The organism is Klebsiella sp. BIGb0132 (assembly GCF_024810075.1).
Lineage (GTDB): Bacteria > Pseudomonadota > Gammaproteobacteria > Enterobacterales > Enterobacteriaceae > Klebsiella > Klebsiella terrigena.
The window spans coordinates 82,021-102,893 of the sequence record NZ_JANUDW010000001.1 but is presented as its reverse complement, the minus strand read 5'-3'; the positions used below and the strand labels follow the sequence as shown (position 1 = coordinate 102,893).

General features: G+C 49.7%; 18 protein-coding genes and 2 pseudogenes. 5 read left to right on the top strand and 15 right to left on the bottom strand.

Going from position 1 to position 20,873, the window contains the following annotated elements:
- Positions 1-37: 37 nt before the first annotated feature.
- Positions 38-1,093, top strand: coding sequence for an AbrB family transcriptional regulator (locus M2416_RS00430; protein WP_076945410.1), 1,056 nt, complete (start codon positions 38-40; stop codon positions 1,091-1,093).
- A 71-nt stretch (positions 1,094-1,164) separates the two neighbouring features.
- On the opposite strand, the gene tpx is transcribed toward M2416_RS00430, so the two are convergent.
- Positions 1,165-1,671 carry a thiol peroxidase gene (tpx, locus tag M2416_RS00425; RefSeq protein WP_041145224.1) on the bottom strand — a complete coding sequence of 169 codons (507 nt, stop codon included), beginning with the start codon at positions 1,669-1,671 and terminating at the stop codon, positions 1,165-1,167.
- Positions 1,672-1,774: 103 nt separating this feature from the next.
- On the opposite strand from tpx, the gene ycjG reads away from it, so the two are divergent.
- Positions 1,775-2,740 carry an L-Ala-D/L-Glu epimerase gene (ycjG, locus tag M2416_RS00420; RefSeq protein ID WP_076945411.1) on the top strand — a complete coding sequence of 322 codons (966 nt, stop codon included), beginning with the start codon at positions 1,775-1,777 and terminating at the stop codon, positions 2,738-2,740.
- Here the strand turns inward: ycjG and mpaA are convergent.
- Positions 2,731-3,444, bottom strand: a complete 714-nt coding sequence (mpaA, locus tag M2416_RS00415) for a murein tripeptide amidase MpaA (protein WP_076945412.1) — start codon at positions 3,442-3,444, stop codon at positions 2,731-2,733. The two genes, ycjG and mpaA, sit on opposite strands and share 10 nt — an antisense overlap.
- 188 nt (positions 3,445-3,632) lie before the next feature.
- Between mpaA and M2416_RS00410 the strand changes: the two genes are divergently transcribed.
- Entirely contained in the window at positions 3,633-5,252 is a 1,620-nt protein-coding gene (locus M2416_RS00410) for a peptide ABC transporter substrate-binding protein (protein ID WP_076945413.1), read from the top strand.
- Positions 5,253-5,344: 92 nt separating this feature from the next.
- Here the strand turns inward: M2416_RS00410 and M2416_RS00405 are convergent, their stop codons facing one another.
- The 5 genes from M2416_RS00405 to M2416_RS00390 all read right to left on the bottom strand — a co-directional run bounded on the left by M2416_RS00405 (position 5,345) and on the right by M2416_RS00390 (position 8,342).
- Positions 5,345-5,914, bottom strand: coding sequence for a DJ-1/PfpI family protein (locus tag M2416_RS00405; RefSeq protein ID WP_123551492.1), 570 nt, complete (start codon positions 5,912-5,914; stop codon positions 5,345-5,347).
- Positions 5,915-6,507: 593 nt separating this feature from the next.
- On the bottom strand, positions 6,508-6,603 hold the full coding sequence (locus M2416_RS26950; RefSeq protein ID WP_353853576.1) for a YnaM/YnfT family protein: 96 nt from the start codon (positions 6,601-6,603) through the stop codon (positions 6,508-6,510).
- Between the two features lie 277 nt (positions 6,604-6,880).
- On the bottom strand, positions 6,881-7,000 hold the full coding sequence (locus tag M2416_RS00400; RefSeq protein WP_139339383.1) for a small membrane protein: 120 nt from the start codon (positions 6,998-7,000) through the stop codon (positions 6,881-6,883).
- A gap of 744 nt (positions 7,001-7,744) precedes the next feature.
- The gene (locus M2416_RS00395) at positions 7,745-7,990 is read right to left on the bottom strand and encodes a DinI family protein (RefSeq protein WP_041145229.1); all 246 of its coding nucleotides are present in this window, start codon (positions 7,988-7,990) and stop codon (positions 7,745-7,747) included.
- A 157-nt stretch (positions 7,991-8,147) separates the two neighbouring features.
- The gene (locus M2416_RS00390; RefSeq protein WP_076945414.1) at positions 8,148-8,342 is read right to left on the bottom strand and encodes a hypothetical protein; all 195 of its coding nucleotides are present in this window, start codon (positions 8,340-8,342) and stop codon (positions 8,148-8,150) included.
- Positions 8,343-8,762: 420 nt separating this feature from the next.
- On the opposite strand from M2416_RS00390, the pseudogene M2416_RS00385 reads away from it, so the two are divergent.
- A pseudogene (locus tag M2416_RS00385) lies at positions 8,763-9,545 on the top strand (integrase core domain-containing protein); the annotation flags it as partial.
- A 298-nt stretch (positions 9,546-9,843) separates the two neighbouring features.
- On the opposite strand, the pseudogene M2416_RS00380 reads toward M2416_RS00385, so the two are convergent.
- The 5 genes and pseudogenes from M2416_RS00380 to M2416_RS00360 all read right to left on the bottom strand — a co-directional run.
- Positions 9,844-10,216: pseudogene (locus M2416_RS00380) on the bottom strand (FIG domain-containing protein); the annotation flags it as partial.
- 319 nt (positions 10,217-10,535) lie between these two features.
- Entirely contained in the window at positions 10,536-11,477 is a 942-nt protein-coding gene (locus tag M2416_RS00375) for a sugar phosphate isomerase/epimerase family protein (RefSeq protein ID WP_259221519.1), read from the bottom strand.
- Between the two features lie 22 nt (positions 11,478-11,499).
- Positions 11,500-11,928 (bottom strand): PTS sugar transporter subunit IIA, encoded by a 429-nt coding sequence (locus M2416_RS00370; RefSeq protein WP_259221517.1) that lies wholly within the window; start codon positions 11,926-11,928, stop codon positions 11,500-11,502.
- A 24-nt stretch (positions 11,929-11,952) separates the two neighbouring features.
- The gene (locus tag M2416_RS00365) at positions 11,953-12,963 is read right to left on the bottom strand and encodes a Gfo/Idh/MocA family protein (protein WP_259221515.1); all 1,011 of its coding nucleotides are present in this window, start codon (positions 12,961-12,963) and stop codon (positions 11,953-11,955) included.
- A gap of 21 nt (positions 12,964-12,984) precedes the next feature.
- Positions 12,985-14,406: a sugar porter family MFS transporter gene (locus M2416_RS00360; protein WP_259221512.1), complete on the bottom strand. Its 1,422-nt coding sequence runs from the start codon at positions 14,404-14,406 to the stop codon at positions 12,985-12,987.
- 1,060 nt (positions 14,407-15,466) lie between these two features.
- Between M2416_RS00360 and M2416_RS00355 the strand changes: the two genes are divergently transcribed.
- Complete coding sequence (locus M2416_RS00355; RefSeq protein ID WP_259221510.1) at positions 15,467-15,802, top strand: DUF1869 domain-containing protein; 336 nt, start codon at positions 15,467-15,469, stop codon at positions 15,800-15,802.
- Positions 15,803-16,139: 337 nt separating this feature from the next.
- Here M2416_RS00355 and iolB read toward each other — a convergent pair whose 3' ends face one another.
- The 3 genes from iolB to M2416_RS00340 form a co-directional block, all read right to left on the bottom strand.
- Entirely contained in the window at positions 16,140-16,958 is an 819-nt protein-coding gene (iolB, locus tag M2416_RS00350; protein WP_259222845.1) for a 5-deoxy-glucuronate isomerase, read from the bottom strand.
- A 19-nt stretch (positions 16,959-16,977) separates the two neighbouring features.
- Positions 16,978-18,483, bottom strand: coding sequence for a CoA-acylating methylmalonate-semialdehyde dehydrogenase (locus M2416_RS00345; protein WP_259221509.1), 1,506 nt, complete (start codon positions 18,481-18,483; stop codon positions 16,978-16,980).
- Positions 18,484-18,758: 275 nt separating this feature from the next.
- On the bottom strand, positions 18,759-20,675 hold the full coding sequence (locus M2416_RS00340) for a bifunctional 5-dehydro-2-deoxygluconokinase/5-dehydro-2-deoxyphosphogluconate aldolase (RefSeq protein ID WP_259221507.1): 1,917 nt from the start codon (positions 20,673-20,675) through the stop codon (positions 18,759-18,761).
- Positions 20,676-20,873 lie beyond the last annotated feature (198 nt).

Here is a 20,873-nt window from a genome sequence, read left to right as displayed (position 1 = left end):
GGCCAACGTGCTGCAAACTTATTTTGCAGGAATTCAGATGGTAATGTCGCCTGGCCCGCTGCTGTCGTGGCTGAAACTCCTGACCCTCTCCGCCGCGCTGTCGTTTGTGCTGTTCTGGCTACATCTGCCCGCGGCGCTGCTGCTCGGCCCGATGATCGCCGGCATAACCTTCAGCCTGCGCGGCACGACAATCAGCGTACCTCGACCCTTTTTTATCGCCGCTCAGGCCATTATTGGCTGCATGATCGCCCAAACCCTCACGCCCTCAATTTTTGGCGTGCTGCTCGGCCACTGGCCGCTGGTGCTGTTTATTCTGTTCGCTACGCTGGCCTTCAGCGCGCTGGCCGGGTGGCTGCTGGTGCGCTACAGCTCGCTACCCGGGGCAACCGGCGCGTGGGGCAGCTCGCCGGGCGGCGCTTCGGCGATGGTGGTCATGGCGCAGGATTACGGCGCCGACGTGCGGCTGGTGGCCTTAATGCAGTATCTGCGGGTGCTGTTCGTTGCCGGCGCGGCGGCGCTGGTGGTGCGTTTTGCCTCTGGCGGCGAGGCGCAGGAGATGAACCAGCAGATCGTCTGGTTTCCCGCCATCAGCGGACAGCTGCCGTTGACGCTGCTGCTGACCGCCGCCGCGGGCTGGCTGGGCCTGCGCATGCGCTTTCCTTCCGGCGTGATGCTGCTGCCGATGCTGGCCGGGGCGCTGGTGCAGGGTGAGGGCTGGCTGATGCTGGAGCTGCCGGAATGGCTGCTGGCGCTGGCTTATGCCGCCATTGGCTGGAGCGTTGGTCTAAAATTTAATCGGGAGATTTTTCTGCTGGCGCTAAAGACTCTGCCGCAGATTCTCGCCTCCATCATCGGCCTGATTTTACTCTGCTCGCTGATGGCGTTTGGCCTGACGCAGGTGCTGCCGCTCGATTTTATGACCGCCTATCTGGCGACCAGCCCCGGCGGCCTGGATACGGTGGCGATTATTGCGGCGGGAACGCGAGCCGACATGTCGTTTATCATGGCGATGCAGACCTTGCGCCTGTTCACCATCTTATTGACCGGCCCGGCGATTGCGCGATTTATCTCCCGCTATGCGCCGCGAAAATAAAAAAGCCCTCGATAAACGAGGGCTTAGGACATGCGGGCCGGGCGTGAAGCGCGGTCCGGGGCAGAGGCTGATTACGCTTTCAGCGCAGCCAGGGCCGCATCGTAGTCCGGCTCTTCGGTGATTTCATTCACCAGCTGGCTGTAAACAACCTGGTCATTCTCATCAACAACGACCACTGCGCGAGCGGCCAGGCCGGCCAGCGGGCCAGCAGCAATGGCAACGCCGTAATCAGCCAGGAACTGCGGCGCGCGCAGGGTGGACAGGGTGACGACGTTGTTCAGGCCTTCAGCGCCGCAGAAGCGGGACTGAGCGAACGGCAGATCGGCGGAGATGCACAGCACAACGGTGTTGTTCAGCTCGGATGCCAGTTGGTTAAATTTACGTACCGATGCCGCGCACACGCCGGTATCGATGCTTGGGAAAATATTCAGTACTTTACGTTTGCCGGCGAACTGGCTCAGCGCGACGTCGGAGAGATCTTTGGCGACCAGCGTAAACGGCTGCGCGGCTGCGCCTGCCTGCGGAATGGTGCCCTGAACGGCAACGGGATTGCCCTGGAAATGCACGGTTTGTGACATGTTTATCTTCCTGTTTACATATAGTTAACGTCACGGGTAGTGTATGACATCCGTTATCAGCACGGCAAATCCTATTTAACGTTTCCCCTGGAGGAACCTGGGAATGCGAAACCTGCGAGTGTACGAAGAAGCCTGGCCGCTACATACCCCGTTTGTGATTGCCCGCGGCAGCCGCAGCGAGGCGAAGGTCGTGGTGGTAGAGGTGGAGGAGAATGGCGTTAAGGGCGTCGGCGAGTGCACGCCGTACCCTCGCTATGGGGAGAGCATTGCCTCGGTTATGGCGCAAATTCTGACGATTGGCGAGCAGCTGGAAAGCGGCGCGACCCGCGAACAGCTTCAGCATCTGCTGCCTGCGGGGGCGGCGCGTAACGCCGTCGACTGCGCATTGTGGGATTTACAGGCGCGTAGCGTGGGCAAAAGCATTCCGCAGCTGCTGGGGGTTGCGTTGCCGAACCGGGTGGTGACGGCGCAGACGGTGGTGATCGGCACCCCGGAGCAGATGGCGGCCAGCGCCGCGGCGCTGTGGGAAAAGGGCGCGCGCCTGCTGAAGGTCAAGCTTGACGATCGCCTTATCAGCGAACGGCTGATCGCCATTCGCAGCGCGGTGCCGGAGGCCACGCTGATTGTTGACGCCAATGAATCCTGGCACAGCGATGGCCTGGCGGCGCGCTGCCAGCTGCTGGCCGATATCGGGGTGGCGATGCTTGAGCAGCCGCTGCCGGCGGACGCCGATGAGGCGCTGGAGAATTTTATTCATCCGCTGCCCGTCTGCGCCGACGAGAGCTGCCACACCCGCGACAGCCTGCCGCGGCTGCGCGGGCGCTATGAGATGGTGAACATCAAGCTTGATAAATCCGGAGGCCTGACCGAAGCGCTGTTTCTCGCGCAGGAGGCGGAGCAGCAGGGCTTTGAGCGCATGCTCGGCTGTATGCTCTGCACCTCGCGGGCGATTTCAGCGGCGCTGCCGCTGGCTCCGCTGGCGCGTTTCGCCGATCTCGATGGCCCGACCTGGCTGGCGGTTGACGTGGAGCCGGCGCTGCATTTCAGCACCGGCGTTCTTCATCTTTGAGAGTGCCAGTGTAGCAGGTCGATCATCGCCGGCAGGTACGTTTCCGTGGCCTCGTCGGCGGATATCGGCGGGAATTCTGCGGTAATGCACGGCAGGCCGATATCGGCGCACCAGCTGCCGAAAGAGCCGGGCGTTTCGTACCCGACGCTGCCGACCAGCGGCAGGGCGAACGCGTCGGCCAGCCACTGGCCGAGCTCGCTGTGGCCAGGATCCTCAATGCAGGCCAGCGGATCGTGAAACGAGACCACCCACGCCGGGTGGATCTGGTGGATCAGCTGGCACAGGGCCTGGGTTTCCGGCTCCGAGCCGGGCTTTTCCCCGGTCAGCAGCACGACGTCGCGCTGCTCGGCCGCGCTGTTCCAGCGATAGACCGTTTCCCCTTCTTTCCAGTTTGCCGCGGGAAAATTGCGATTGAGATCGATGCCGCGCGCGTTGGCGCGCAGCCCGAGCTGACAGCCGTCGGGGTTGACCGCCAGCACGACGTGATGGCGACGCAGTTCGGGCTTCAGGGTTCGAAGCGCGCAGGAGAGGGTGACCACCGACGAGTTTTCATCGCCGTGAGTGCCGGCAAGGATCAGGCCGCTGCGGCTATCGGCCAGCGGCGCGGGGAACCACAGCAGCGGTGCGCCAAGATGGGACTGGCCGTAGCGCTGGGTGCCGGGCGGAAAGGCGCCGCGCTGGGTACGAGGACGAGAAACGGGCATAGGGCATCCTGTTAGCAGGTTATTTTCAGCAGTGTTGTGTAAAACCGTCCCGGAATCAAATAGTTTCCCTGGACGATGAAATCAGAATACGCGTCAATTTTCTATCACAAGCCGTTTGCAATTTCAGGTGATGAAACAAATAATCATCCTTCTGCCAGCTCTGGTTTTTTTATTTTAAAGGGGATCTTATGAAGTATCCTGTCACATTGACATGCGGCGCGCTGTGGTTAGCCAGCGTTTCATCTCTGGCCTGGGCGGCGGATGTCCCTCCGGGTACCGTCTTAGCCGAGAAACAGGTACTGGTACGGCATATTAAAGATGAGCCGGCCTCATTAGATCCCGCTAAAGCCGTGGGCTTGCCGGAAATTCAGGTGATCCGCGATCTTTTTGAAGGTTTAGTCAACCAGGACGCTAAGGGCAATCTTATTCCCGGCGTGGCGACCCGCTGGCAGAGCAACGATAACCGGGTCTGGACCTTTACCCTGCGCGATGACGCCCGCTGGTCGGACGGTACCCCGGTTACGGCGCAGGACTTTGTCTACAGCTGGCAGCGCCTGGTAGACCCGAAAACGACGTCACCCTTTGCCTGGTTCGCCGCGCTGGCGGGCATAACGAATGCGCAAAATATTATCGACGGTAAGGCCGCGGTCGATACGCTGGGGGTTACCGCCGTAGATGCGCGCACGCTGCGGGTGCAGCTGGATAAGCCGCTGCCGTGGTTCAGCAATCTGACGGCCAGCTTCGCGTTTTATCCGGTACAGAAAGCGAACGTCGAGAGCGGCGCTAACTGGACGCGTCCGGGCAGCCTTATCGGCAACGGGGCCTACGTGTTAAAAGACCGGGTGGTTAACGAAAAGCTGGTTGTCGTCCCTAACAGCCACTACTGGGATAATGGCAAAACGGTTATCCAGCAGGTGACCTTTGTACCGATTAACCAGGAGTCGTCGGCGACCAAGCGCTACCTGGCCGGGGATATCGATATCACCGAGTCCTTCCCGAAAAACCTGTACCAAAAATTGCTGAAAGATATTCCGGGGCAGGTGTACACCCCGCCGCAGCTGGGCACCTACTACTACGCCTTTAACACGCAGAAGGGGCCGACCGCCGACGAGCGCGTGCGCCTGGCGCTGAGCCTGACTATCGACCGCCGCCTGATGGCGGAAAAAGTGCTGGGAACCGGCGAAAAGCCGGCCTGGCACTTCACCCCGGACGTGACGGCAGGGTTTACGCCGCAGCCCTCGCAGGCGGAGAGCATGAGCCAGGCCGAGCTGAACGCGCAGGCCAAGGCGCTGCTGCAGGCGGCGGGCTATGGCCCTGGCCGTCCGCTTCAGCTGACGCTGTTGTATAACACCTCGGAAAACCACCAGAAGATTGCCATCGCGGTGGCGTCAATGTGGAAGAAAAACCTCGGCGTCGACGTTAAGCTACAGAATCAGGAGTGGAAAACGTATATCGATAGCCGAAACACCGGGAATTTCGACGTGATTCGCGCCTCGTGGGTGGGGGATTACAACGAGCCTTCCACCTTCCTGTCTCTGTTGACCTCAACCCATAGCGGTAATATCTCCCGCTTTAACGATCCGACCTACGACAAGATCTTAGCCCAGGCGGCGCAGGAGACGTCGGATAAGGCGCGCAACGATGATTACAACGCAGCGGAAAAGATAATCATGGCCAAAGCGCCCATCGCGCCAATTTATCAGTACACCAACGGACGTTTGATTAAGCCGTGGCTGAAGGGCTATCCGATTACCAACCCGGAAGATGTTGCCTATAGCCGGACAATGTATATCGTCAAGCACCCGTAGTTCGTTATCCCATCGTGATTCGGTAATGGCGCGGTTCTCCACGCCATTACCGCCTGCCAGCGGCTTTCGCCCGCGTTGACGTGTCGTTCAACCTATTGCTGCTGCAGCACTTCGGCAAATTTCGCCAGCCACTGCGGGTGCGCGGGCCAGGCGGGAGCGGTGACCAGGTTGCCGTCAACGTGCGCCTGATCGATACCGATGTCGGCATAGTGTCCGCCGCTGAGCCGAACTTCCGGCGCACAGGCCGGATAGGCGCTGCAGGTACGTCCTTTTAGCACGCCGGCCGCAGCCAGCAGCTGCGGGCCGTGGCAAACGGCGGCAATTGGCTTACCGGCGCGGTCAAACGCCTGCACCAGCTTGAGCACCTCCTCATTCAGGCGCAGATATTCAGGCGCCCGTCCGCCGGGGATCAGCAGCGCGTCGTAATCTTGTTCTTTTGCTGCGGAAAAGTCGGCGTTAAGAACAAAGCGGTGGCCGGGTTTTTCGCTATAGGTCTGGGCACCGTCAAAATCGTGGATCGCCGTCATGATATAGTCACCTTTGGTTTTATCGGGGCACACCGCGTCAACCTGATGACCAATCATCTGCAATGCCTGAAACGGCACCATCGTTTCGTAATCTTCGGCGTAGTCGCCCACCAGCATCAGAATCTTCTTGCTCACCACCATCACTCCTGTACGCATAAAGGTGTCTAAGATATAGCCTGGTGGAAGAGGGAATGCGAACCGTCAATCTCCGTCCTGGGAGCTTCATTCCATCCGGCGATGGCTGATTTCTGACCCGTTGCTCGCGGATGCGACATTTCGTCATTTATTCGCCATACAATTGTAACGAAAACGATTGCTTACTGGTTTTATATGGTTCTTAATGTTACCCATAACATTAAGTGATAGATAAAAGGGACGTTGTGAACGTTGCTGAAACTGGTGCCACCCTGTTATGGCTTGTCGGCGTTATCGTGGTTATTTTTGCCATCGATCTTAAATTTAAGCGTAAGTATCGGCGTAAGCGGAAGAAGAAGTAGGTATGCCGGCCGTCTCCTCGGCCAGCGCGTCAGCGCCTCCGGGTGACGGCTCGGGGAGAGGTTACGGCAGCGGAAGGCAGAGTCGGGCACCCGCGGCGGTAAAGCGCTTCTGCAAAGGAGAGGGTTCTGCAAAGAAGAGGGCGGCGCTACGGAAAAACGATAATCGCTGACGTGCGGTATGTAGGATCAGCGACAGGGAAGCCAGAGCTTCGACGATAGCCCGAAGAGCAATCAGAACTCGTCGGGGTTATTGGATACAGCAATTCCAACTTTTGCCAGGCTCAATACGAACAGGCTAAGCACGGCAAGCGTTGTTACAACAATCATAAGTGTGGTCACAGCAGTCTCGATAGTTTAATACAGACGGTAATCAGACTGCGTACCTGAGCAATAGTTCCGCAAATAAACAGAACCCGTTCGGGATGCGATGGCCTGACGTGATGCAACAATAATATTTCTCGTTTCCCGAAGCCTGGCCTCACTGTAATAATTCAGGCTATTTAAGCTATTTCAAACAGATACCGTCAAGGACGGTCCCTGCGCTCGCCCGGCTGCGTAGGTTAAAGGGACTCAACGTCTGTTCGTCCCCCTAACGTTGTTGCCGCTAGCGTCTTTTTTTGAAGGTAAACTTTTGTTTCTTGCGATCTCTTATATACGAAATAAGAGAAAAAACGGCGACCAGGAGCAGTGCGACCGCCAGTGCCAAAAAGAGTAAATTCGCCATACGCATTTATTCCCCGAGAAATTTATGGATATTCTTGCTTTTATGCGAAGAAATTTACTCTCGCCTTAAGAAAAATCCTAATGAAATATTTTTCATAGTTATCAAAAAAGCTTTTTTAATGATATTTATGAATCAATGCTGGGTTTTCATATCGATGTCTCCGCAGCGGTGTAGCATAATATTTCAATTAATCGCCGCTATTTTGCTTAAAGATGCTGGAGGGGATTTGGGCCGTTTGCGCCAAAAGAGAGCATCATCCGTGCCGTTTTCATGGACTAACTGACTGAAACAATTTAGAAACATTGGTGCGCCCTCGGATGAAAAGCGCCGCGGAGGAAAAAAGAGCGGCCAGGCGGTAACGCCTGCGCTACCTGGCGGGCGTTGCCTGAATCTTTTGCGGCAAACCTGCCTGTAAAAAATGGCTATGGACACGACGGGAGTGATTCCTCAGCCGCCATGGTCAGAATAATCTGCAGTGGGTTTCATTTTATTCAGGTTGTGAATATAAAATTACGTAATATTCAGGGAGTCAGGTTGTATCTGGTGTTGATGGCGCAGTTTGCTTCCCTGGCCGCGGATAAATTTAAGTCTGGTGAACAGGATAGCGTATTTAAATGACCGGCGGGCAGCGCCGGTGGCCGGGGAAAATATTTGCAGGGCAAGGTGATATCCAGGGAACCGTATTGGGTAATGCTAACGCCGGCCCCTGAAAAAACGCTGTTGATATCAACGCGGCGGCCTGGCTTATTCGTCTGCGGTCATCCACATATCCGCTTCTTCAAACATCTCCTGAACGGCGCGGCTGATCTGCTCCTTTTCATGCTTGCTGGCATCCGTATTGATGGCGGGCAGCGTCATCATCGGCTTAACGCGAACGTCGGCCTCAGGAAAAATGCGGTGAATACGTTTGGTGAGTTCAGCCATAATGGTCTCTCTGGCCCCGGCTAACCCTTCAAAATTTCTTTTGTCATAAACCAGTTCTACAAACATGCTTTGGCTCCTGTAACGGTAGGCAGTAGTTATACTGTTTTTTTGTACAGTGTCAAGGCGAGAGGAAGAACCGCGCGCGTTTTCCGCCTCGCCAGCCGGCCAGTGCAGGGCATGTAGGTAATAAGCGGGGGTCGGTTATTCAGCTACTGAACAACCGTTAATCGACGTTGTTAAAATAGTCTCGTGCAACCGCCTCGACATTCTTCGCGTCAATGCCCGTTTTTTCCGTAATCAGCTCGATGAACTGCCTGAACTTGTCGGTCATTACGTTGCCGCCATCCCAGTGGGCAACGTAGAAACGGCACTGATAGCGATAGAAGTGGAGGGTGGTATCTCCTAACGTGTAGTACATAAGAATCTCCCGTTCAGTATGTCGGACGAATCGCCATAGTTTGTGGTTATGGTACCTCACCATAACGCGCTGCTTGCAAGCATCTATCCTGCTACGAATCGCGTGAGATTGCCAGAGACGCGTTATTTTTAGCGCCGCCTGGCGCGACGAGCCGCAGCATCCGCCTAAATATGGCCGAACTTCAAGACCTTCGCGATAACGGAGCATGAGCGGCTTGATTAACCCTGATGATTTATTAATACTGTATATAAACACAGTTATTATGCCAGGTGAGTTTATGTTGACGTTCTACAAGCCGGTTGAGCCGTCGCCACGGTTTTTGGTGCCGCTGTTTCGCGATCTTGTTCCCTGCGGCTTTCCCAGCCCGGCCTTTTTCCCCATATTGAAGCTATATCAATGCACTTTTTTATTTTATACGATGACTGGCAGGAGGGCCGCCGCAGGTCGCCGCACTGATGATACGAATGTGCTTGCCCGTATACACCAAGTTATCGGCGTGCTGTCCACGTATGGCTATCGCCGGGGGGGGTTCTGCTTCGCAGGCCGACAGAACCTGATGGTGCGGCAACGAATAACGCCAAACGTGTTTACCGAAACATACGTCAGAATACGCTACTGCTTGAGAGTAAACCCGCGTACCACCAGCGAAACGGGCACATACCAGCAGAGTGTCCGTGAAGAAAAGCAACCAAGTGGTGCTCTGGTGGGTTCTAATTCCGCTGTGATAATGGCGAAAACTGCGTGCCGCGTTCGCGCTGGGCTACTGCGATCGTGAAACGCTGCACTGGGCAGCCAGTATGGGCGGCTTCAATAGCGAAACTGTACAGGACGTCATGCTGGGAGCCGTGGAGCGTCGCTTCGGCAGCGGTCTTCCGCCGTCGCCAGTGGAATGGCTGACGGATAACGGTTCATACTAACGGGCGAATGAAACAAGGCAGATCGCTCGGATGGTGAGACCTGAGCCGAAAAACACGGCGGTGCGAAGCCCGGAGAGTAACGGAATAGCAGAGGGGCTTCGTCAAAATGATGGAGCGTGACTACATCAGTAGCATACTCAAACCTGGCGGGTTAACGGCAGTAAATAACCTTGCGGAGGCGTTCGAGCACTATAATGAATGGCATCCGCATAGTGCGCTGGGTTCTCGCTCGCCACCGGAATATCTTCGGTGGCGTACCAGTAATAGATTAAATGATAATAGGTGACTGGAAATATAGGGTTAAATACAAATACATTCAATATGGCTAATATATGCATTTTAATACATTCTGGCTGTTACCAGATCGGCTTGTTGAGAAAATGATGGTCTGGCTTCATAATCTTACTGACGTCTCAGGAACGGTGTGAGATATAGCTTCAAGATTTACCTCAATTCTCTGACGACATTCTCCGAATTTTGATTGTAAGTCTAATATTCAGAAGGTAATGATATTGCTTATCTCACCGATTTTCTGGCGAACAGGTCAAGAAAAACAGCAGGAGACGCCTATTTTTTTCGAATCCAGATACATTAACAACAATATTGGACGAACCATCTAGCGGATCCATCAGCAAACTGTGTTTTGCATGCTCCCTCCCGCAAAAATAACAATGTTATCATCTTATTCAGAGGCTATTCATGCAACAATGTTACGGGAACGTAATGCATTTTTTAGCTTTTCATTGGCAAACAGATCAAGTTTTTGTTGTTCTTCTCCTTGTATGTTTCCACGTCCACGTCCACTTGCCCCAGGGATACCGACGAATTCGGCCTTATTGATATCCCTGTGGATAAATTTGCGCCAAGTTTAATCGCCGATAGCAATGTCGTAAACTCCTCTGTTGCATGAAGGGAATTATGTTGATTTTCTACAATTAATTCACCTACTATTTTCATTGCCAGTTCCTTCTATCTATATGAATAATTGAATTTTCAAAAAAAACTCTTCCTGAGAGGGAACTGTATAAAAAATAAATTACCTCAGTGTTAAAGGTGTTATTTTTATATTGGTGGAGTTGATGGTTGATGGTTGATGGTTGATGGTTGATGGTTGATGAGGGAAGAGGACTCTTCTCATGCTATTCATCCTGTTAAATAAAGCATTTTTGGACCTGTGTTTTTAACATTAAATACGGGGGTATAATATTCAGCCAGTCAGTTAAAAAACTGACTGGCATTATCAATCTTAATGATTTTTATATTATAGGAGTATTGATCAGCGACTCAGTGACGCGTTCAAGGCATCAATTGATGTACATAAGCCTGCTTCTACACTCATCGTCAGATCTTCCATTTCAAGAGATACATAACCATCGTATCCGGTCATTCGAAGAACGGAGAAAAATTCCTTCCACCATTTCAAATCCTGACCACAGCCTACAGCGACGTAGTTCCAGGTACGGTTTTTAGTATCGGTTACCGGTTTGTATTCCAGCAGACCATCAATATCAGCCAACCCGCGCTCGATACGGGCATCTTTACCGTGGACATGATAAACCGAACCTTCGAGTTTACGTGCTGCAGCGATTGGATCGGCTCCCATCGCTATCAGATGAGATGGATCGAGATTCATGCCGATAATATCGCCGACTGCCTTGCGCAGACGCAACAGAGTGTCTGGGTTATACACCAGCTGGCTTGGGAACTCTTCCAGTGCGATTTTTTCAATGCCATGCTCTTCGGCATGACGAGAAAACGCTTGCCACCACGGAATTGCAACCTGATTCCACTGGTAATCAATTACACCAGGCATATAATCTGGCCAGGAGATCGTTGAAGTGATCCAATTTGGGATTTTATCTTCAGGACATCCTCCCGGCAAACCACTCATCATGACAATTTTTTTCACACCCAACTTCGCGGCGAGCTCTACGGTTCTGTAACTGCTTGCTGAATGTTTTTTGCCTAGTTCACCTGGAGCAAGTGGATTACCTGAACAATTGAGAGCGACGATCTCCATCTCACGTTTTTCTAGTTCGCCACGAAATACCGCAAGTTTTTCAGGTGACTCCAGCATTTCTTCCGTCTTAACATGAGGGCAGGGTGACCAGCCGCCTGCTGTCATTTCAACACCATTGATTCCATATTGCTTAACACGGTCAAGCATATCAGTAAATGACAAATCTCCAAGAACGTCGGTACATAATGCCAGTTTCATAACTTTTCCTTTCTTTAATTAATTAGTTGCCTTCGAGGATTCCCAGAAATTCTTCTTTGCTTTTGGCACTGGCCAACAATGTAGTTTTTACTTCATCGTCGAGTAGATCCGCCAAAGCAGCAATAACGTCAATATGTTCATTATTTTGTGCTGCGACGGCTACAACCAGGAAAGCAACTTTACCCTCCCCCCAGCCGACTCCCTCCGGGAACTGAAATACCTGAAAGCCTGTTTGTGTCACTAAATCGATACCTTCTTTTGTACAGTGTGGCATTGCCACCCCTGCGCCCAGCCAGGTTGAAAGCACTTTTTCACGATCCAGCATCGATTCAAAGAAGCCATTGCTGACATAACCACTCGCCTGTAAGGCATCAGCTGCAATACGCAGAGCCTTCTTTTTTGAATTCGCGCGGCAGCCAATAAAAATATCTTCTTGCCTGATAGTTAGCATGATGCTCTCCTGTGGCTGCGATAATTAGCGGTACAGAGCCGGGCATTCCGGCAGGTTAACTGCGTGTTTTTCCCCGTCTTTCAGTGATTCCAGGCCAGCGTCGCAGACGACAGCAACTACGTAGCCATCCCATGAAGATGGGCCGGTCATTTCGCTACCTTCACTTACTCTATCCACAAAGTTTTGTACTTCACGATCGTAGGCAGTAGCAAAACGTTCCATACAGGTCATTGGGATGGCGTGACTATGACCTTTGGATGAGCGCGTTGCGGTTAAAGCCTGTTCAGTGAGACCAGCAATGGCGTTCTCTCCGATCACTTCACATCGGATGTCGTAACCGTAATTGCAGTTCACGAATAATTCGTCATCGATCCGAACACCTGATTCGGTTTCAAAAATAACAATCAGGGGATCCTGTAAGTGCGCACAAGCGCGGCTGGTTTTTTTATGGGGTTTATCCACGCGTACAGAGACAATATTTTCATTAAGTAAATATCGAATGATGTCTATTTCGTGTGTTGCTGAGTCATTTACCGCCATTTCCAGGGTGTAACTTTCTGGAACTGATGCGTTGCGATGCGCGCAGTGGATTAACAGAATTTCACCTAATTCACCGCTGTCCAGCGTCGCTTTCAGTGCGTTATAGCCAGGGTCAAAGCGGCGCATAAAACCCAGTTGTATCATTCGTTTACCGTAAGCAACTTCTGCATCAATGATAGCGCGTGCTTCATTTGCGGTTGGTGTCAATGGTTTTTCACAAAATACAGGTTTGCCTGCTTTAATTGCAGCGAGTATTTGATCTTTATGAGCTGGGCCAATGGAACAGATGAAAATCGCATCAACGCTGTCAGATTTGATCATCTCTTCCGCATCGTAAAACGCACTGGCACCATATTCACTTGCAAGATTATCAGTGACGCTGCGGTTGATATCGCAAACCGCACTCACTCGGGCATTTTTAATGATGGAATGGAAACGCTGCAGGTGATCGCGGCCAATCATTCCTAAACCAATTAATCCGATATTAACTGTCATAAACTGTTCCTCTTGGCTAAGTTAGAATCTGAATTTCTTTTCAATTTGTTCAAGCGTTAATCCGCGGGTTTCTGGTAAATATTTCACCAGCAGGATCAACATGATTACGTTTGTTGCGGCAAAGAAACCAAAGGTCATGCTGCCTCCATAATGGTTCAGTAAGAACGGGAACACCGACTGAATGATGAAATCGAAAATCCATAGTCCAAATACAGCAAATCCCATTCCAAGCCCCCTCATTTTTAGGGGATAGATCTCTGCCAGCATTAACCAGAAGACCGGTGCGATCCATCCTTGCATAAATACCAGGAAGACCAGCATCAAGCCGAGAATCAGATAACTGGCACCGTTAAAGTTCGGATGCAGAGAAGTTACTTGATCGACAGTTTCCATGTGGAAACAGAATTTAAAGGCTAAACCAATCATTATCAGACTGAGCGTCACGCCAAGCTGGCCAGTGAAAAACATTTTCCGGCGTGAATGTTTCCCGATTAGAACCATACCCAATAATGTGGCAAGAATTGAAACAATCCCGTTGGCAACTGCACCGGTCACCGCAGCTGCATCCCCTAGTCCAGTAGATTTCAATACGGTTGGTGCGTAATACATGATGGTGTTAACACCGGTGACTCGTGTTGCAAGAACAATCATCAATCCAATTAAAATGAGCTGAAGTACCCATTTCTTTTTAATTTCTTCAAAAAAGCTGCCGTGAGAAGAATCGATTTGAATCACCTGCTGAATTTCTCTAATCTCCTGGGCCACTTCATGGGGCTGTCGCAGTGTTTCCAGTACTGCGACCGCTTTATCTGTTTGTCCTTTGCGGACAAAGAACCTCGGTGATTCTGGCATTACGAGCATGCCTAGCCACAGGAGTGCGCCAGGTAAGGCCGGAATGGCCAGCATAATGCGCCAGTTGTGGGACATGTCCGGGTAGAAGTTTACGATTGCCGCGTTGACCGAATAAGCCAAAAACTGGCCGGTCACGATCATCAGTTCGTTTACGGTCACCAGTCTTTCCCGCTGTGTAGGTTTCGCAAGCTCCGTAATGTAAATAGGTACAGTTACTGACGCACACCCTACGGCAAGACCTAGGATGAAGCGTGCGACAATCATTGAAGTGACATCCCATGCCATCGCGGTACCCAGGGCTCCGAAAATGAAGATCACAGCAACCCACAGGATATTTTTTCGACGTCCCTGACGATCTGATAGCCAGCCCCCCCCTACAGAACCAAGAGCAGCACCAAACAGCAGGAAAGAGGTAACCAACCCTTCCTGTAATGGTGTGAGGCTTAGGTCGTGTTGCATGAAAAGCAAAGCGCCAGAAATAACACCGGTGTCATAGCCAAAACATAAACCTCCGATGGTGGAGACTAAGGTTATTAACCTCATCTTCTTGTCATTTCTTGCTATTGAATTATTTATTGCGTTATCAGTCATATGTTTATCCTGTCAGGGTGAATGCACTATCACTATGTTTTTATTGGATATAATAGCTATTACAAAATACGGAGTAACATTTAGAGCATCGTCCCTGATGACGTGTATTTGTTTTTGCACTCGGGTGCACGTGCTTACACGGTTGTTATACCCGCATGGTTTTAAAAGTCCATAGCGTGTCATTTGTGAAATATTCATTTCGTTATGGGCGTCAAGTTTTTGAAAAAATACTCGTTGATTTAACAATCTTGATCACGTTTTTTCACGTCTGAAAAAGGGAGCTAACAGCGCATGTCAGTAATCTGGGAGGAGAGGTACGTAGGAGTATGGGGAGACTCGCCTCGTATCTGATGGTTAAGTTAGATTTTTTTGGCAGTATGGAGCTAATGTACTGATCTGAAAGGTAGATGTAGAATGCGGTTATACGGATTGATAGACACAGTTTTGGGAAAAAATGTGACATAGATTATGCGGCTCTGCCACAGCATAAGCATAGACCTCTATCCTGTTGCTCTGTTAGTGACGTTTTTACTGATAGTCGAAGCGTCTCCGCTGTCATAGCTGGAATGCATAAGGCTATTGATTTTAAAATCAATAGTTTATGTTTTTTTGATTAATAATTTTGTATTATTTTATGTGATTTAAGTCACATTATTAATTATTTTGGGTTAATATGTTTTGTTTTTCCATAAAATGGAATGTACATTTCAATTGCGTTTGCATTTATCTGTCAGTTGGATAGCAAGGTAACTGAATCCCTGGACTGATAAGACAGTAATGCTAAGTATCGGAGATGATTGCTCGGGTTTCAAACAAACATCCCGAAACATTTTCAGTAAATAAAACCACATAGGTAATTGTAGCTTTTTCCATATGAAGATGTCGGAGGGCAGGGGAGAGTCATGAAAGTTCTATTTTATAGATATTTGCCAGTTTGTTGGTATCTGGTAGTTTTTATATATACGAGATTTAGTTTTGAGCATAAAAAAGAAGTTGCTTTATAAATTAGAAGTCTTTAGAGTCAATAAATCCATATAATGTTTTGAAAAGAAGGGGCCTTATGAAAAATAATGAACAAGCGTATGCATTAGAACTTGTTAATATTAAAAACAAGAAAGTGGCGAAAATACATTTGGAGAGCATCTCTGGTTTTCGAACTCATCAGGATTATCAGTTCATTATAGAAAAATTATTGAGCGAAGTGGCGGGGGATACCCTTAAAGATGAAGGCGTTAGACTTACGCTTACCAACCAACTTAGTGGAATATCAGTTGAAAGAGAGTACAGTTCTTACTCTTTTTTTAAGGATATAAATTTCCCCACAATTGAAATAAATCAATTGATTACCATTGTCATGGGATATGAGGAAGCTGAAGATCTATTTATTCATGAATAATACACAATGCCCGTGAAAACTTTATCAGTGAAAGTGTTTCTTTGGGAGTATTTTATTTAGTATGTTTAACGCTGTAGGTTGTCTATTTTAATTGATGTATTTAATCATTCCACAATATCAGTGTAAAAAGTGCAATTTACCATCTTTCTCAGGAGGGAAGAATGTGTAGACCTCCTGAACAGTTAGTAGTGCTAAAAAAAGAAATTCTAGATAAGTACGATAAGCTTAATAAACGACTTCGATTTGTGGCTCGTTACATTCTTGATGATAATAATATTTCTTTTGAAACGATAGAGTCACTATCAGAGCGCCTGCATGTTTCACCATCAACCTCAAATTATTTTTTTCCAGGATAATTATCACTGTTAACCCATGCGTGATCCTTTTCCCAGGTAAATTTCCATAGGCGAACCGGACCAGCCATTACGTTAAGATAATAATTATCGTAACCCGCAATAGTTGCAACTGGATGGTAACCACGCGGTACCATAACTACGTCTCGGTGATAAGCAACAACACATTCATCCAGAGAACGATCATCGGCATATATACGCTGCATGGCGAACCCTTGCTCAGGATTAAAGCGATGATAGTATGTTTCTTCCAGATAAGTCTCATCCGTCGAGTTCTCCTGGTCATGTTTATGGCTGGGATAAGAACTTGTATCACCTTCGTTGCTATAAATTTCAACAACGAGCAAACTATCTGCTGGCTTATCATCCGGCAAAATATTATGTACAAGACGTTTCTTACGTCCTTTACCACGCTGTTCAACACCAACATCTCCAGGAGTTATTAGTTGGGCAGGCAAATTACCTTGTGAAGGCGCGCTGCACACCGCCAGTTCCAGGTCGCTATCGGCTAGAATTTCTATCTGATCATTGTGTGGAACGCATACTGGGTATGGCGGTATGCGTTCAAATGAGGACATACGTTTACCGATCCCCGGAAACTCGGCAGACTGTGTTTTGATTGGGGCTAACCCGGCGACTAATTCCAGACAAAGTTCTTTGTCACCGTTTGTCAGCTGCAATGTTTGCCCTTTTTTAAGCATATAAACATCAAAGCCAACATAACGCCAGCCGGTAGATTCTGGCGTTACATGCCGGATGCGCCCTCGCGCGTCCGGCTTTTGATTTCGGGAGAGTACTGATATTGTGTTCTCCTTTTGATTTTCAGCCCAGGGTCGGCATACTGAACTCAGAAACCGTCTGCTGGCCGGCAGGCCACCGTGTGGTTGCTGTCTTCATCCGGGTATAGAAACGAACGCCATCAGGACCATGTACGTTCAGAGCCCCAAAGACAGAACGTTTCCAGCCGCCAAAACTGTGGAATGCCATCGGTACCGGTACCGGAACGTTAACTCCAACCATGCCAGCCTCTACGTCATGGACGAACTCACGTGCTGTATGGCCGTTACAGGTAAAAATGGCGCTACCATTGCCAAACTCATGGCTGTTGACTAGTTTCAATGCGCTTGCATAGTCCGCTTCGCGCATTATGCAAAGTACGGGGCCAAAAATTTCCTCACGCCAGATTGTCATATCCGCAGTTACGTTATCAAATAATGATCCACCTACATAATAACCTTCCGCATAACCATCGACATGATAGTTACGACCATCAACAATAAGTTCCGCGCCTTCTTGTGTACCCTTGTCGATATAACCCAGCACCTTTTTCTGGTGAGCAGCGGAAATAACGGGGCCCATTTCGTTTTCTTCGGCGCCTTTTTTGATCCCCGGGCCGACGCGCAATGCTTTCACCAGTGGGGTGAGGCGAGTAATGAGTTTATCTGCAGTTTCATCACCAACAGCAACCACCACCGGTAGAGCCATACAACGCTCACCGGCAGAGCCGAAAGCACCACCCATAATGGCGTTAACTGTTGCATCGAGATCCGCATCGGGCATCACGATCGCGTGGTTTTTCGCTGCACCATACGCCTGCACGCGTTTCCCGTAGGCACTGGCAGTTTTGTAAATGTGTTCTGCAACACCAGAAGATCCAACGAAGCTGACGGCGGCAATACGTGGATCCCTGTACAGTTGTTCGGCATTTTCGTTAGAGCAGTGGATAACGTTAAAGACGCCGTCTGGCAAACCGGCTTCAGTCAGAAGTTCTGCCATACGAACTGAGGCTGAAGGATCGAGTGCAGGAGGTTTTAGTACAAAGGTATTTCCGCAGGCCAATGCAATAGGGAACATCCACATTGGCACCATTGCCGGGAAGTTGAAAGGTGTGATGCCCGCCACAACGCCGACTGGCTGCATTAAGGAATAACTGTCGACACCGGTACCCACATCTGAAGAGTATTCACCTTTCATCAGGTGAGGAATGCCGCATGCAAACTCAACCACTTCAAGACCACGTGTTAATTCACCTAGCGCATCAGACCATACTTTGCCATGCTCACTAACGATCAGTTCTGCCAGCTCATTACGATGCTGCTCCAGCAGCATTTTAAAGTTGAACAAAACTCGAGCACGGCGCAGGGGAGTTGTTCGGGACCAGTTATAAAATGCATCATGTGCAGTACCTATTGCGTCAGAAACTTCCTGCGTAGTACTTTGCGTTAATTCCCGTACCACTTTTCCTGTAGATGGATCGTAAACAGAAATTTTTTGGTTGCTGGAGCTGATGACTGTTTTTCCATTAATAAAGTTGCCGATTGTTTGCATGTTTTTTTTTCACCTTTACTTTGATATTCCACGTCAGGGGCAACAATATATAGATTTATAGGGAATTCGATATTGATGCGTGTATTTTCTATTGAAAATCTCAATGGCTATCCGTGTTATTTTAACCACGAGAAACATGTGAGATTTATAATTCTTCCATGATATAAAGTAGCGGCCGGAATTTAATGAATGGGCACTTAATTATGGGTGGTAGATCATATTTCCCAATAATGTGCCCGATTTTCGATTTTCGATTTTCGATTTTCGATTACCGATTACCGATTACGATACAGCCGCCAGTAACTAATTAGGGTCTTATAACGATTTTTCACATCGTCAATCAACTCCTTGTCTGAATATTCATGGTTCAGCCAGCGACGGGATGGTTCCCCGAAAATAGTACGCCCAACGGCAAAACCTTTTACCCACGGCTCACCAGCTGCTGCTGCAAATCCAGCTTTTAATTCATCTTCAGGTGCGTCAAGACCGAGGATTACAATGCCATGGCAGTGTGGATCGTTGGCATCAAGCAGGACGGAGACCGATTTCCATGCTTCTGCGCTGAGTGACGGCAATTTCCACCAGTCCGGTTTCACACCTAGTTCGTAGAAGCGTTTAACAATTCGACTATAGTGGCTTTCGTCCAGATCAGTCGATGTGGCCGGTAGAATGACTTCAATTAACAGTTCATGGCCTGATTTACAGCATCCTTCATAGACTTCTTTAACCAGTGCTTCCTGCTCTTCGCGTAACGCAAGTTCATCATCCGGATGGTAGAAAACCAGACATTTTACGACATGTTCCAACGGCCAGTCGATCAGCTGCGAGCCGATGTTGCCGTGCTCAAGTCGCAGTGGCCGTGAACCGGGCAGTTCTATAGGGCGGCCAATCCACCAACCTTCCCCTGTAATGGCATTCAGAGCATCCTGACCATAAGTCGTATCAGCAAGGATACCCGCGTTGTGCTGCAAACCTGCTTCTTGTGCACTCTGGCGAGCGGCTTCCAGTAACAATAACTTGAGTTTAGGGATCTGGTCGTAACTGGCACCAGCCTGTTGAGCAATTTCTTCCAGTTGCTTACGGTGATCGAATGCGAAAACGCACAGTTCCGGCCATTGCTTTTTACGTGTTGTAGTACGGTGAAGATGATTTAATTTTTCATCCTTATCCGGACGAGTAACGTTTTGCTCGCGGGTCAGGTAGTCATCCAGTTCTTTGCGAGTTGGCATCGCTGGTGCGCAGCCATGCCGGGAAACGACCAGTGCACCGCAGGCATTGGCATAGCGACAGGCTTGTTCCCAGCCTTCATCATTGAGGTAGCCACGTAGAAGACCGGATAAAAAGGCATCGCCAGCACCGAGGACGTTTAGTACATCGACGCGAACTCCCGAGTACAGTGTTACACCTTGCCAGTCAGATGGAATGTCTCCTTCAAAAACAGAGCAACCGAGTGCCCCGCGTTTGCACACTAGTGTCGCCTGCGTACGCTGACGAACCTGCTGCAACGCAACGAGTGTTTCGGTGGAGCCGCCAGCAATATGGAATTCTTCCTCCGTACCCACAATTAAATCAAAGTGATGCAGGACATCCTGCAATTCACGGGTCACTTTGTCTGATTTAATATAACGTGTTTCACCGTCGCCCGGTGACGTCAGCCCCCAAAGCACCGGACGATAGTCGATATCCAGTACCCTGCGAAGTTGATGTTTTTGAGCCAGTTCCAGAGCCTTCTGCACGGAAGAGCGTGTATTAGGATGGGAAAGATGAGTACCGGTAATAGCAAGTGCACGGGATGACGCTATATAACTTTCATCAATATCTTCCGGGGACAGAGCCATGTCAGCACAATTTTCGCGGTAGAAAATTAACGGGAAATTATCTCTGCCTTTGATCCCAAGCAGTACCAAAGCAGTCAGGCGCTCCGCATCAGTAATCAGGTATTGGGTATCAACCCCTGCACGGTTCAACTCCTCCCGAAGAAAACGCCCCATATGCTCATCACCTACTCGAGCCAGCATGCCGGAGCGTAACCCCTGAATCGCTGTACCGTAAGCTACGTTACCCGAAGAACCACCCAGATACTTCGCGAACGTACTCATATCTTCCAGTCGTGCGCCAATCTGTTGCCCATATAAATCGACCGCAATTCGGCCAATGCAAATGACATCCAGAGCCTTTTGCTCGCTGCCCATTATTCATGTCCTCTGTATAAGTATAAGTAGGGGGGTAGGGAAATATCATAAGGATTAAAAATTTCATTTTCAATAAAAATGGAATAATCATTCCTTTGTAGTCTGTTTTTTTAAGCGTGTAATCAGGATGTTTTGTGGGTGTTTTTTATCTATATATTTGATACTTAATGGATTTTTTATCATTTTTCTTTATGCTAA